The sequence below is a fragment of the Pseudomonas sichuanensis genome, assembly GCF_024749065.1.
GTDB lineage: Bacteria > Pseudomonadota > Gammaproteobacteria > Pseudomonadales > Pseudomonadaceae > Aquipseudomonas > Aquipseudomonas sichuanensis.
The window spans coordinates 5643497-5656799 of the sequence record NZ_CP087185.1; the positions used below are offsets into that span (position 1 = coordinate 5643497).

Annotated in this window: 12 protein-coding genes; 3 read left to right on the forward strand and 9 right to left on the reverse strand. The window is 59.2% G+C overall.

Annotated elements, in window-relative coordinates:
- Positions 1-11 precede the first annotated feature (11 nt).
- The 6 genes from aroB to pilM form a co-directional block, all read right to left on the reverse strand.
- Positions 12-1109, reverse strand: a complete 1098-nt coding sequence (aroB, locus tag LOY51_RS25330; RefSeq protein ID WP_125465909.1) for a 3-dehydroquinate synthase — start codon at positions 1107-1109, stop codon at positions 12-14.
- Positions 1110-1207: 98 nt separating this feature from the next.
- Entirely contained in the window at positions 1208-1726 is a 519-nt protein-coding gene (gene aroK, locus LOY51_RS25335; protein WP_110996384.1) for a shikimate kinase AroK, read from the reverse strand.
- A 4-nt stretch (positions 1727-1730) separates the two neighbouring features.
- Entirely contained in the window at positions 1731-2999 is a 1269-nt protein-coding gene (locus tag LOY51_RS25340) for a type IV pilus secretin PilQ (RefSeq protein ID WP_258646720.1), read from the reverse strand.
- Positions 2929-3939: a pilus assembly protein PilP gene (locus LOY51_RS25345; RefSeq protein ID WP_258643560.1), complete on the reverse strand. Its 1011-nt coding sequence runs from the start codon at positions 3937-3939 to the stop codon at positions 2929-2931. The genes LOY51_RS25340 and LOY51_RS25345 overlap by 71 nt, the downstream gene beginning before the upstream one ends.
- Positions 3936-4472, reverse strand: a complete 537-nt coding sequence (locus tag LOY51_RS25350; protein ID WP_258643562.1) for a PilN domain-containing protein — start codon at positions 4470-4472, stop codon at positions 3936-3938. Before LOY51_RS25350 ends, LOY51_RS25345 begins: the two co-directional genes overlap by 4 nt.
- The gene (pilM, locus tag LOY51_RS25355) at positions 4472-5362 is read right to left on the reverse strand and encodes a type IV pilus biogenesis protein PilM (RefSeq protein WP_258643565.1); all 891 of its coding nucleotides are present in this window, start codon (positions 5360-5362) and stop codon (positions 4472-4474) included. The genes LOY51_RS25350 and pilM overlap by 1 nt, the downstream gene beginning before the upstream one ends.
- Before the next feature lie 168 nt (positions 5363-5530).
- Here pilM and LOY51_RS25360 point away from each other — a divergent pair, with 168 nt between their 5' ends.
- The 3 genes from LOY51_RS25360 to rfbA all read left to right on the forward strand — a co-directional run bounded on the left by LOY51_RS25360 (position 5531) and on the right by rfbA (position 10403).
- Positions 5531-7981 carry a penicillin-binding protein 1A gene (locus LOY51_RS25360; RefSeq protein ID WP_374046964.1) on the forward strand — a complete coding sequence of 817 codons (2451 nt, stop codon included), beginning with the start codon at positions 5531-5533 and terminating at the stop codon, positions 7979-7981.
- 399 nt (positions 7982-8380) lie between these two features.
- The gene (gene rfbB / locus LOY51_RS25365) at positions 8381-9463 is read left to right on the forward strand and encodes a dTDP-glucose 4,6-dehydratase (RefSeq protein ID WP_258643569.1); all 1083 of its coding nucleotides are present in this window, start codon (positions 8381-8383) and stop codon (positions 9461-9463) included.
- 64 nt (positions 9464-9527) lie between these two features.
- Positions 9528-10403: a glucose-1-phosphate thymidylyltransferase RfbA gene (gene rfbA, locus LOY51_RS25370; RefSeq protein ID WP_258643570.1), complete on the forward strand. Its 876-nt coding sequence runs from the start codon at positions 9528-9530 to the stop codon at positions 10401-10403.
- Positions 10404-10602: 199 nt separating this feature from the next.
- On the opposite strand, the gene rffA is transcribed toward rfbA, so the two are convergent.
- The 3 genes from rffA to LOY51_RS25385 form a co-directional block, all read right to left on the reverse strand.
- Positions 10603-11742, reverse strand: a complete 1140-nt coding sequence (gene rffA / locus LOY51_RS25375; protein ID WP_258643572.1) for a dTDP-4-amino-4,6-dideoxygalactose transaminase — start codon at positions 11740-11742, stop codon at positions 10603-10605.
- A gap of 208 nt (positions 11743-11950) precedes the next feature.
- Positions 11951-12823 (reverse strand): class I SAM-dependent methyltransferase, encoded by an 873-nt coding sequence (locus LOY51_RS25380; RefSeq protein ID WP_258643574.1) that lies wholly within the window; start codon positions 12821-12823, stop codon positions 11951-11953.
- Positions 12823-13242: a GtrA family protein gene (locus LOY51_RS25385; RefSeq protein WP_258643576.1), complete on the reverse strand. Its 420-nt coding sequence runs from the start codon at positions 13240-13242 to the stop codon at positions 12823-12825. Before LOY51_RS25385 ends, LOY51_RS25380 begins: the two co-directional genes overlap by 1 nt.
- Positions 13243-13303: the final 61 nt, after the last annotated feature.

Sequence of the window (13303 nt, forward strand, 5' to 3'; positions counted from 1 at the left end):
TTGTCACAACCTCAAAGCTGGGCCACGATCGCGCGGTAATCCGCCGCCAGCGTGGCCTGAAGAATCTCTGTCGGATAGTCGTCGGTGACGACGGCCTCGCCCATCTGGCGCAGCAGCACCAGGCGCAGGCGCCCGTCGAGCACTTTCTTGTCGACCGCCATGTGCTCCATGAAATGCGCCGGGGTCATTTCCTGTGGTGGCACCACCGGCAATCCTGCGTCCTGCAACAGGCGAATACCGCGATCTCGCGCAGGCTGGTCGATCCAGCCAAGGCGCATGGACATCTCCAGGGCCATCACCGTACCCGCCGCCACAGCCTCGCCATGCAGCCAGACGCCGTAGCCCATGTGGGTCTCGATGGCATGGCCGAAGGTGTGGCCAAGGTTGAGCGTGGCGCGCACGCCCGACTCGCGCTCGTCGGCGCCAACCACGGCGGCCTTGGCGGCGCAGGAGCGGGCGATGGCTTCGGTCAGGGCCTTGGAATCCAGGGCGCGCAGGGCCTTGATGTTCTGTTCGAGCCAACCCAGGAAAGGTTCATCGCAGATCAGGCCGTACTTGATGACTTCGGCAAGCCCGGCGGACAGTTCGCGCGCAGGCAAGGTCTTGAGGCTGGTGGTGTCGATCAGCACCGCGTTGGGCTGATAGAACGCACCCACCATGTTCTTGCCCAGCGGGTGGTTGATGCCGGTCTTGCCGCCGACCGAAGAATCCACCTGCGACAGCAGGGTGGTAGGCACCTGGATGAAGTCGACGCCGCGCTGGTAGCAGGCTGCGGCGAAGCCGGCCATGTCGCCGATCACGCCGCCACCGAGGGCGACCACGGTGGTGCGACGGTCATGACGGGCAGTCAGCAGCGCATCGAAGATCAGTTGCAGGGTTTCCCAATTCTTGTGGGCCTCGCCATCGGGCAACACCACTGGCAGCACCTTGTAGGCACCCAGGGTCTTGCTCAGGCGTTCGAGGTACAGGGGCGCGACGGTCTCGTTGGAAACGATGGCCACCTGGCGCCCGGCAATGTGCGGCGCCAGCAGTTCGGGCTGGTCCAGCAGGCCCTCGCCAATGTAGATCGGGTAACTACGTTCGCCCAGGTCGACCTTAAGTGTCTGCATGTATCCCCACAATGTGCTTGGGCGCGGTGACGGCTGTGCGGCTCCGCGCGATGACGTTCAACCCCGCCTCGGCGTTGGTGGCCGAGGATAGTCCTGACTTATCGGGGCGGCAACTGATGCAAACGCTCGAGAATATCGAGCACCACCATGCGCGGTGGCCGTTCGTCGGTTTCCACCACGATGTCGGCAATCTCGCGATAGAGCGGGTCGCGCGCCTCCAGCAGGGCGCGCAGCGTGGCTTCCGGGTTTGCAGTGCGCAATAGCGGCCGGTTGCGGTCACGGGCGGTACGCCCAACCTGCTGCTCCACCGAGGCATGCAGGTAGATCACCCGGCCTCCGGCGTGCAGCGCGGCGCGGTTGGCATCGCGCATCACCGCGCCACCACCGGTGGCCAGGACCACGCCATCGAGCTCGCAGAGCTCGGCGATCATCGCCTGCTCACGATCACGAAAGCCCGGCTCGCCTTCTTTGTCGAAGATCCACGGGATATTGGCGCCGGTTCGCAGTTCGATTTCCTTGTCGGAATCTTTGAACAGCAGGCGCAGCTCTTTGGCCAACAGGCGCCCGATGGTGCTCTTTCCAGCGCCCATGGGCCCTACAAGTATCAAATTTCGCACAGAATCAACGACTCACAGCAATCGCCTGGTCACTCATGATACGCGGAGTCAGGAAGACCAGCAGCTCGGATTTTTTCTCTTGTAATGCATCGCGTCGAAACAGCCGCCCAACATACGGCAGATCGCCCAAAAATGGCACCTTGTCGACCACATTGTTCTGCGACGTCGAGTAGACACCGCCAATCACAATGGTCTGGCCATCGGCCACCCGCACCTTGGCATTGACCTCATTCTTGCGGATCGGCGGCACATTGTTCAGGGCATTGACGAAATCCGGCTCATCCTTGGTCACCCGCACCTCCATCACCACCTGGCCATCCGGGGTGATCTGCGGCGTTACTTCCAGCGACAGCGAGGCCTCGCGGAACGAGATCGAGGTGGCACCACTCTTGGTCGTCTCCTGGTAGGGCACCTCGGTGCCCTTGATGATGCGCGCGGTCTCTTTGTCGGCGGTGACCACCTTGGGCTGCGAGATGATCTCGCCGTTACCGCTCTTTTCCATGGCACTGAGCTCCAGGTCCAGCAGGATGTCACTGCGCAGCAGGCCCACACCCAGCCCCGACGTACCCCGCTCCACCCCCAGGTCGACGAACAGCTCGCTGCCCAACCGGCTGTTCTGCCCGTACAAAGGGCCTCCCCAACGCACACCCAGTGCCTTTTCGTAATCGACGCCGGCCTCGACGATGCGCGCCTCGATCATCACCTGGCGCACGGGCACATCGAGCTGGGCCACCAGCTTGCGCAGCTCGGCGATCCGCTCTGGCGGCTGGGCCACCACCAGGGTATTGGTCCGTGCATCCACGCTGAGGCTGCCGCGCCCGGCCAGGATGCCGTCATCGGCAAGGCTGGCCAGCAGCAACTCGGCCAGTTCCGCAGCCCGGGCGTGATGGACCGGAATCAGCTCGCGCTGCAAGGGTTCCAGTTGCGCCTCCAGCGCCTGCTCCAGGTGGGCATCGCGCGACTGCTCGGCAAGCTCGGCAACCGGCGCGACCAGCAGCACATTACCCTCCTGGCGCCGCCCCAGCCCTTTGCTGCGCAGCACCAGATCCAGCGCCTGCTGCCACGGCACATCGTCAAGGCGCAGACTGATGCGGCCCTGGACCGTATCGCTGGCCACCAGGTTGATCCCCACGTAGTCAGCCATGACCTGCAGCACCGCGCGCACTTCCACGTCCTGGAAGTTCAGCGATATGGGCTCTTTCTCAAACGCCGTCGCCAGCGTCGCCCTCAAGCCCAGCAGGAGCATCAGAACCCCGCTCGACCACCTTTTCATCTTCATCCCTGACCTCTCCATGGGCACCCTTCCCGAGTGCCAGAAACCGGGAGCGCTCCTGCCAGCCACCGGCAATGTACAGCCGTTCGTGCACCTCGACCTGATGCGCATCGATCCGCACCACGACCCCTTCATCACGCCCCAGCCGATCACCCACTGCGACCCGGTACAGATGACCTGCCGAACGCAACAGCGCCTGGCGCTGCCCCGCCCGTGAAAGGCTACCGACCATCTCGAGTTGCTCCAGCGGCACGCGGCCGATCCCTCGGGGCGCCCCCCGGGATGACCACACCAGGAACGGATCGAAGGGGCGGGTGGATACCGCCTGCCGGGCGGGCTCATCTGCCAGCGAAATCGGCACCACCAGGCTCTGCGCGGCGGCGTACGCATGCACTTGCAGCTTCGCCCTGACCAACCCGGAACGCTCATCCACCGCGAGCAGCTCCAGCCGAGCCACATTCAACAGGCGCACCTGCTGCAGCCACTGCTCCAGCCACGCTCGCAACGCCGGGTAACGGCCCACCACGCTGATGTCCAAGGGCATCACGCGATACCCGGTTTGCTGACGCTCTTCCAGCACATCGAGGCGCTCGACCAGCAAGCCGTGCTGGTGCCCTGAAACCGCCAACTGGTCGAGCAACTCGCTCACCCCCTCTCCTGCCGCCAGCCGCCAGCGCTCCCGGAACAAGCGCTGCTGGTCGTCGTGGAGCGCCTGGCGCTCCGGATCAAGCTCGCCAGCCTGCCCTTCCCTCGCCACAAGCGTCGCCTGGAGCTGCTGCTCAAGCAGGGTGTATGCCTGATGATGTTCGTACACCTCGCGCAGGCGCAGCTGATACCCCACGAACACCACGGCCCCCGCCAGTGCCAATACCAGCACGGCCCTGAGCGCTGCCGAGCGCTGCAGGATCGCCTGCCAGTCAGCGAGAGAAGCGCGCCTCATGAGCCGTGCACCGCCAGGCGCGCCGTCAAAACAAACTCATCGCCCGTTTCGAGATTGCGCAGATGAACCAGTTGCAGGTCCTGTAGCCCCTGCGCTGCCTGCAGATCACGCATGAACCGGGCGACGACTGCAGGCGAGGCCGCCTGCCCGGTCAACCGCAACTGCCCGTCCAGCGCTTTGAGCTCAATAAGCCTGGCGCCCTCTGGCAGGGCACGCTCCAAATCGAGAAAGAAGCCGGGCAGCGACGCCTGGCGAGCCCGCAACCCAAGCAACTGCGCCTGCTCTGCCAACAGGGCAGCGCGCGCCTCACGCAACTGCTCGACCTGCGCCACGATGGCATCAATACGCTGCAATTCGGCCTGTTGCACTGTGACGGCCTCGATCTGCCGTGCCAGGCGTGACCGCGCCAGCTGATCGAGCAGCATCACTCCCAGCAAAGCCAGCACCAGGCCGGCGATCAACAGCACCCGAAAGCAATGCGCATCCCGTGCCCTGCGCCGCTCACGCCACGGCATCAGGTTCAAGCGCAACATCAATGCAACCCACCGAGCGCCAGCCCATACGCCAGGGCCATCGAAGCGTCGAGCGCCTTGGCCTCACGCCCCTTGGCCAAGCCCGAAAAGTCCGAGCCGACGGCCATTCTGCATGCCACCTTCAGGCGCTCAGTCAGTGCTGAAGCCCGCTGGTCATCGGCTGCCCCGCCTACCAACACCACCTCACCGACACCGCCTTGCGTGCAAAGGCGCTCGACAGGTTCGAGCCACCCTTCAGGCGATGCCAGCAAGACCTGCTGGCGGTGTGGGAGCACAGCGTCATGCAGCAGATGCAGCACCGCCTCGTTCCTCTCCAGTTGCACCAAGGCGGTCGTGCGCACCGGCAACGATGGCATGGCCCGGCGCAGGGCGATGCTGTCGACTTCCATGGCCTGCACCTGCAGGCCTGCCTGGGCAAACAGTTGCTCAAGCGGGTCGATCTGGCTTTGCCTGCAAGCGGCGACCAGCACATCGGCGTGCCCTGGGTGCTCGGCGGACAGCCCCAGCACCTGAAAGTCCAGGGCCAGGTCATCCAGCGGGAAGGGGAAAAGCTGATCGGCCTGGTCAAGCAATTGCGCCTCGGCATCGGGGTCAGATACGCCAACCGGCAAGCGAAGGACCTTGCAGATCACCTGCGAGGCCGGCAACGCCAGCGCAACCTGGCGCTGGCGTGTGGCACAGCGGCCATGGGCCTGGCGCAAGGCATTCAGCAAACGCTCGCTTTCATCGAGCAGGTGAGGGCCACGCAACGGAGGGACGATGGTCTCCCGCACCCAGCCAACCACCTGGCAACGGCCCCGATGACGGCGTACTTGCAGCATTCGTATGGAATCGACGGCGATTTCCACCCCCAGCAGTGAACCTGCGCCCTTGCCAAAGCGTCCAAGCATGGCTGTTCCTTCCCTGCCATCAAAGCCTGCGCCATTGCAGCGCAGGCGGTCATCGCAGTACCCCGGCCGGTCACCCGAAGGGGCGAAAAATGCTTATAATGCCCAGCGTTTTTCCTGTCCGCCGGCCCCGCGCCCTCCACTCCTCAACCTGGACACCCAAAAGCCTTGATACGCCTGCTGAAGTTCTTCTGGTGGTCTTTCGTCGCAGTCATATGCGCGCTCGTGCTCGGTGTGAGCGGTGCGTTTCTGTATCTTAGCCCCAGCCTGCCGTCGGTCGATTCGCTGCGAAGCGTCCAGTTGCAAATCCCCCTGAGGGTGTACAGCAGCGATGAAAAGCTGATTGCCGAGTTCGGCGAGATGCGCCGCTCGCCAATCAAGTTCCAGGAAATTCCCCCACAGTTCATTCAGGCACTGCTGTCGGCCGAGGACGATAATTTCCTCAACCACTACGGCGTCGACCCCAGCAGCCTGATGCGCGCGGCCACGCAGCTGGTCAAATCCGGGCACATCCAGAGTGGTGGCAGCACCATCACCATGCAGGTGGCGAAGAACTTCTTCCTCAGCAGCGAACGCAGCTTCTCGCGCAAGACCAACGAAATCCTGCTGGCCCTGCAGATCGAACGCGAACTGACCAAGGACGAAATCCTCGAGCTGTACGTCAACAAGATCTACCTGGGCAACCGCGCCTACGGCATCGATGCCGCCGCGCAGGTGTACTACGGCAAGTCGATCCGCGACGTCAGCCTGGCGCAGATGGCCATGATCGCCGGCCTGCCCAAGGCGCCGTCACGCTTCAACCCGCTGGCCAACCCGGTGCGCGCCAAGGAACGCCGCGACTGGATCCTCGGGCGCATGTACAAGCTTGGCAAGATCGACGACGCCAGCTACCAGGCCGCCCTGGCCGAGCCGTTGAACGCCAGCTACCACGTGCCGACGCCGGAGGTGAATGCCCCGTACGTCGCCGAAATGGCCCGTGCCGAAATGGTCGGCCGCTACGGCAGCGATGCCTACACGGAAGGCTTCCGCGTCTACACCACCGTCCCCAGCGACATGCAGCAGATGGCCAACAGCGCTGTGCTCAACGGCCTCTCCGAGTACGACGAACGCCACGGCTATCGCGGCCCAGAAGCGCGCTTCCCGGGCAAGACCCGCGCCGCCTGGCTGCAGGAGCTCGGCAAACAGCGCACGCTTGGCGGCCTGGAGCCGGCCATCGTCACCCAGGTCGAGAAGAGCGGCCTGAAGGTGATGACCCGCAGCGGCCTGGAGGAGGACGTTGCCTGGGACACCATGAAGTGGGCCCGCCCGTACCTCAACAGCAACGCCCAGGGCCGCACGCCGCAATCGCCGGCGGATGTTGCGCAGGTGGGCGACCTGGTGCGCCTGCAGCGCCTGGAACACGGCAAACTCAAGTTCAGCCAGGTGCCTGGCGCCCAGAGCGCACTGGTGACCCTCGACCCGTATAACGGCGCGATCCGCGCCCTGGTCGGCGGCTTCTCCTTCGAGCAGAGCAACTACAACCGCGCCATGCAGGCCAAGCGCCAGCCGGGCTCGAGCTTCAAGCCGTTCGTTTACAGCGCCGCGCTGGACAGTGGCTACACCGCCGCCAGCCTGGTCAACGACGCGCCTATCGTGTTCGTCGACGAATACCTGGACAAGGTCTGGCGCCCGAAGAACGACACCAACACTTTCCTCGGCCCGATCCGCATGCGCGAGGCGCTGTACAAGTCGCGCAACCTGGTATCGATCCGCCTGCTGCAGGCCATGGGCGTGGACCGCACCATCGACTACATCGCCAAGTTCGGCTTCAACAAGCAGGACCTGCCGCGCAACCTGTCGCTGGCGCTGGGCACCGCCACCCTGACCCCGATGGAGATCGCCACCGGCTGGAGCACCTTCGCCAACGGCGGCTACAAGATCAGCCCGTACCTGATCGAGCGCATCGACAGCCGCAGCGGCGAAACACTGTTCACCGCCAACCCGCCGCGCGTGCCGCAAGGCAACGAAGACCAGGCTGGCCTTGCCGCACCCGAACAGCCGATCAGCGTGACCGCCATGCCGGGCGAGGCCCCTTCCGCCTTTGGCCAGGTAGCGCCGGCACCGCAAGCCCCGGCAGTCGCCGAGCGCATCATCGATGGCCGCACCACCTACATCCTCACCAGCATGCTGCAGGACGTGATCAAGCGCGGTACCGGCCGCCGCGCCCTGGCCCTGGGCCGCAATGACCTGGCAGGCAAGACCGGCACCACCAACGAATCCAAGGACGCCTGGTTCTCGGGTTACAACGGCGACTACGTCACCACCGTGTGGGTAGGCTTCGACCAACCGGAAACCCTGGGCCGGCGCGAGTACGGCGGCACCGTGGCCTTGCCGATCTGGATGGGCTTCATGGGCCCGGCGCTCAAGGGCAAACCCGAACACACCCCGGCCGAGCCGGAAGGCATTCTCAGCCTGCGGGTCGACCCGATCAGCGGCCGCGCCGCCACCCCGAGCACGCCGAACGCCTACTTCGAGCTGTTCAAGGCCGAGGACTCACCGCCATCGGTGGATGAGCTGGGCAATGGTGCGGTGCCTGGCAGCCCGCTGCCAGCGGATGAAGCGGCGCCGATGGATCTGTTCTGAACCATCTACCCCTTCGCTGGCAATCCGACGCCTACAAGTACAGCGCAGCCTCAGTCTTGCGCAATCAACGTAGAAGCTAGCTTGCCGACGAAAGGGCCAGCGCAACCAACCCTGAAAAAGGTACCAAAAGCCCCTCCGGCGCGACCCGGGCGGGGCTTGTTATGGCGCGGTCAGCGGTGTAAAGGCGCCGCTGACCGCGTGAGTATCATGGCGCAAGCGGTACTCGAGGAAGCTTCAAAGGCTTTCATACCGAACTCAATGTTGGACGTCTCTGCAGATGGGCTTCTAGCCAGCCTGCATTTCAGCATCAGCTGGACTCTGCGCAACGGAATTCGATGCAAGCTTGGCTGTCGACAGCTTCAACCTGCGTACTGATTAACTACAAGAGTCGTTAATGACATGCCGTACAGAATTTTAGTTACTGGAGGGGCTGGTTTTATCGGCTCCGCGGTTATTCGCCACCTGATCGAATCCACGTCCTGCGAGGTCGCAAACGTTGACAAACTTACCTACGCAGGCAATCTTGAGTCACTCACCCCCGCGACTGACTCCGAACGCTACCACTTCTATAAAGTGGATATCTGTAATGCTGTAGCGCTGAGTAGTGTATTCGATGAATTCAAACCCGATGCGGTGATGCATTTGGCGGCGGAGTCTCACGTAGATCGCTCAATCGATGGGCCGGCCGAGTTTATCGAGACCAATATCGTCGGCACCTACTGCTTGCTCGAAGCGACCCGCCGTTACTGGTATGGCTTGCCGAAAACTGATAAGGACGCATTCCGCTTTCACCATATTTCCACCGATGAGGTATATGGAGACCTGGAGGGCGCGGTTGAGTTGTTCACCGAAACTACGCCCTATGCACCTAGTTCACCTTATTCCGCCTCCAAGGCCAGTTCAGATCATCTGGTTCGCGCCTGGCAACGGACCTATGGGCTGCCCGTGCTGATTACAAACTGCTCCAACAACTACGGGCCGTATCACTTTCCGGAAAAGCTGATTCCGCATGTAATCCTTAACGCCTTGTCAGGCAAGCCGTTGCCAGTGTACGGCGATGGATCGCAAATTCGCGACTGGCTGTATGTAGAGGACCATGCTCGGGCGCTGCTCGCTGTGTTGAGCAAAGGCAAAGTAGGAGAGACTTACAACATCGGCGGCCATAACGAGAAGCGCAACTTGGAAGTTGTAGAGACAATCTGCGAGTTATTGGATAAGCTGGTACCGCTGACTGCCGAGGGTGATCGTGGGCAAACCCACACCTACAAAAATCTGATTACCTTTGTTGCGGATCGACCCGGGCATGATCGGCGCTATGCCATCGACGCATCGAAGATCCAGCGCGAGCTAGGCTGGGCGCCGCAGGAAACGTTCGAAAGCGGTATTCGCAAGACCGTGCAGTGGTACCTGGATAATCCCGACTGGTGGCAGCGGGTGTTGAGTGGGGAATATCAATTAGGTCGATTGGGTGGACAGCTCTAAAAGTAGCTGATTGCGAACAAGCTCGCTCCAGCCGTTTCGACATTTTTGAAATTTGGAGTTTTTTATGAAGGGAATCATCCTCGCCGGCGGCTCTGGCACCCGCTTACACCCTATCACCCGTGGTGTATCTAAACAGCTGCTGCCGGTGTATGACAAGCCGATGATCTATTACCCATTATCGGTGCTGATGCTCGCTGGCATCCGCGAGGTGTTGATCATATCTACCCCCGAGGACCTGCCCAGTTTCCGCAAGCTGCTGGGTGACGGCAGCGAGTTCGGCATCGCGCTGAGCTATGCTGAACAGCCTTCACCGGACGGGCTGGCCCAGGCCTTTTTGATCGGTGAATCGTTCATCGGCGACAGCAGTGTTTGCCTGATCCTCGGGGACAACATTTTCTATGGCTACGGTTTCAGTACCAAGCTCCATGAGGCTGCCAATCGCGGTACAGGTGCGACCGTATTCGGCTATCACGTCAGCGACCCCGAGCGTTTCGGCGTGGTTGAGTTCGATGCCAACGGCAAAGCGATTGCCATCGAAGAAAAGCCGAAATCGCCGAAGTCCAACTATGCCGTTACCGGCCTTTATTTCTATGACAATTCAGTGGTTGAGATTGCCAAACAGGTGAAGCCTTCTGCCCGTGGTGAACTGGAAATCACCGATGTGAACAACGCTTACCTGCTGCGTGGCAATCTGCATGTGAGTTTGTTAGGACGTGGTTTTGCATGGCTGGATACCGGAACCCATGACTCCTTGATGGAAGCCAGTCAATTTGTGCACATCATTGAGGCGCGCCAAGGCACCAAGGTTGCCTGCCTTGAGGAGATTGCCTATCGCCAAGGTTGGCTCTCGGCAGAACAGCTGGCGAACCAAGCCGAGGTGCTAAGTAAGACCGGATACGGGCAATATCTACAACGTCTACTTGTGCAGAGGGGGGCATAATCGTGCTAACCATAGTACGCACAGTGTTTGGTGATCAGCAGGGCTGCCCGACTATCCACTTTTAGCAAGGACTCGGTCCGCGAGGTGGCGGTGGATATGTCCCAAAACTTTAAGGCTGGCAATTGATCTGCTTAGCCCCCGCTCAGCCTACATCTGCAGCACCTTCCTCAAAGAAATGAGGAAGGCTATTGCGCTGCGATTACAAAAGATGAATATTTTCCAAAATATCAACAACTCTACGTTGCTGCTCCGCTGACAAGCCAACCCAAAGTGGCAGTCGAATTAATCGTTCAGACTGACGGACTGTTACTTCAAGCTCACCATGTGCCCGACCGTATCTGATGCCAGCGGGGGAAGAGTGGAGCGGAACGTAGTGAAACACCGAAAAGATTTCATTGCGCTTAAATTCGGCCAGTACTTTCTGCCTATTGATTTCTGACGCCAGCAAAACGTAGTACATATGGGCGTTGTGTTGGCAACCTTCCGGCACGATTGGCCTGCGCAGAACGCCTTTAACTTCGAGTGGCTCAAGGAGCTCGTGGTAGCGCCCCCAGCTAGTCAAGCGGTCTTCAGTTATGCGATCTGCCTCTTCAAGTTGTGCCCATAAGAACGCAGCAATCAACTCACCCGGTAAAAATGACGAACCCACCTCTTGCCAAGTGTATTTATCAACTTCACCGCGGAAAAACCGACTACGATCAGTCCCCTTTTCCCTAATGACTTCCGCACGCAGGGCCATTTCCGGATCATTGACGAGCAAAGCACCACCTTCACCGGAAATCACGTTCTTGGTTTCATGAAAGCTGTAGGCACCAATATCGCCAATACTTCCCAGCGCACGACCCTTGTAGCTTGCCATTACTCCCTGCGCAGCGTCTTCGACAACTTTCAAACCATGTTTTTTTGCGATAGACATAATTGTGTCCATCTCACATGCAATGCCGGCATAGTGCACCGGCACAATCGAACGTGTCCGTGGCGTGATCGCAGCCTCAATGAGATTTTCGTCCAGATTCAGCGTGTCTTCTCGGATATCAACAAATACCGGGATACCACCACGGAGTACAAACGCATTGGCTGTAGATACGAAGGTGTAAGATGGCATGATTATCTCATCACCTGGCTGAATATCCAGCAGCAAAGCGGCCATCTCCAGAGCGGCAGTGCAGGAGTGAGTCAATAAAGCCTTACTGCACCCGCTATTCTGCTCTAGCCAATTATGGCATCGTTTAGTAAATGGACCATCGCCAGCCAGCATGTTGCCAAATTTCGCTTCAGCGATGTAATACAGCTCTTTCCCCGTCATATGGGGTTGGTTGAATGTGATTGCTTTATCCATTGTTCAAGCCCCTTGAATCTATGCGAACCTGTCGCCAAAAACAGCTATTAATCGAATATGTGCATCACGCCAAGCTAAGCGACCAACCGTTTCAGGAAGTTAAAGGCCCTCTTATTCTACAAACCTTCCCTTAGATACCCATGACACTTAAGACGGTATATGCACACACATCTCCCCAATACTTGGATAGACGCTGCAACGCTCCAAATCACGCATTCTTCCTAGCTACAACTAGTCTTGAGCCGCCCAGCGTAAAATTTACGCCAGATCTAATTAGCCTTTGCTCTATGCGCATCATACTCAGAAAAACATTATTCAGAGTTCTCGAAAGCCGCAACTCTGCCGTGACATCACGCTCAATGCTTTTAACACCTGACGCACGGCGCGATAACATCATCGCAGGTAACAAAAGGCTTACAAATGATGTGCTCCGCTCTATTCGGAAACCGGCATCAGTAACCTTTTTGTGTAATTCTCTAGCCGTATATCGGCGCACATGACAAGCGTAGTCATCGTTTGCACTCCACAACCAGGGATGTTGCGGTACCGTCAACAACAAAACACCCGTTGGCTTAAGAGCCTTATGCAATTGAGTAAGAACAGACTCATCTTCCTCGATGTGTTCGAGCACATCGAAAGCGCCAATTACGTCGAACTCGCAAAAAAATGGCACATGTCGCGCATCCATTTGCATGAACTGGGCTGTAGGTACCCGTGCGGCAGCGTGCGATAAACCGGTGAGAAAAATTTCACTCCCGCTTAAGGCCATCTGAGGGTGCTTCTGGGCAATGCCTGATAACACAAATCCCGTACCACAGCCTACTTCGAGCAAGGAATGTGCGTCTGGTTTATATGTTTTCAGCGCCCAAAGAATCAGCTCGTTACGTGCTCGAAACCAAAAATTGGCAGCCTCTAAACTGGCTAACTCTTCAAAATACTCGGGATTGAAACCACCACCACCATTCGCGAACTCTTCAGCGTGTGCATCGAAGCCGTTCAACCGGGCTGGTTCATAATGGCATACGGGACACCCCCAACCGTCCGAAGAAAAAGCATGTGCACACTTCAGGCAGACTTTCATTACCTTACTCTCCAGCTCTCAGTGGTGCGTGGTGGAAATACGAAAGCTCGCGATAAGATAAACATAAAAACCGCCACCACGACAATGGCTATCGCCTGGACGATCTGATGTGAAAATCCGAGCCAATCTACGAATAGCAATAGCAATATAAAATTCAACAGATAACCCAATAACTGTGCGATTAGATAGCGCACCCCAGCACTGCCGACATGGCCATCATGCCCAAAGGTAAAGCGTCGATTAGCAAAAAAACCAATAATCGCACCGGCAGAGTATAGAACCGTCATCGTCCACTTTGGCGTACTCCCCAAATAGGTCAGGAGAATGTACAAACCAAAACCAGATAAATTAGTTAGCGCTCCAACTAACAAATAACTGAATATCTGCCGTAAAGGTTTTCTCCGTGCGGTATGGCTCATATGCAACTCTTGACTCACTTTAGGAAACCTGCCCGTTTACAGAAGCAGGATCGATAACTGG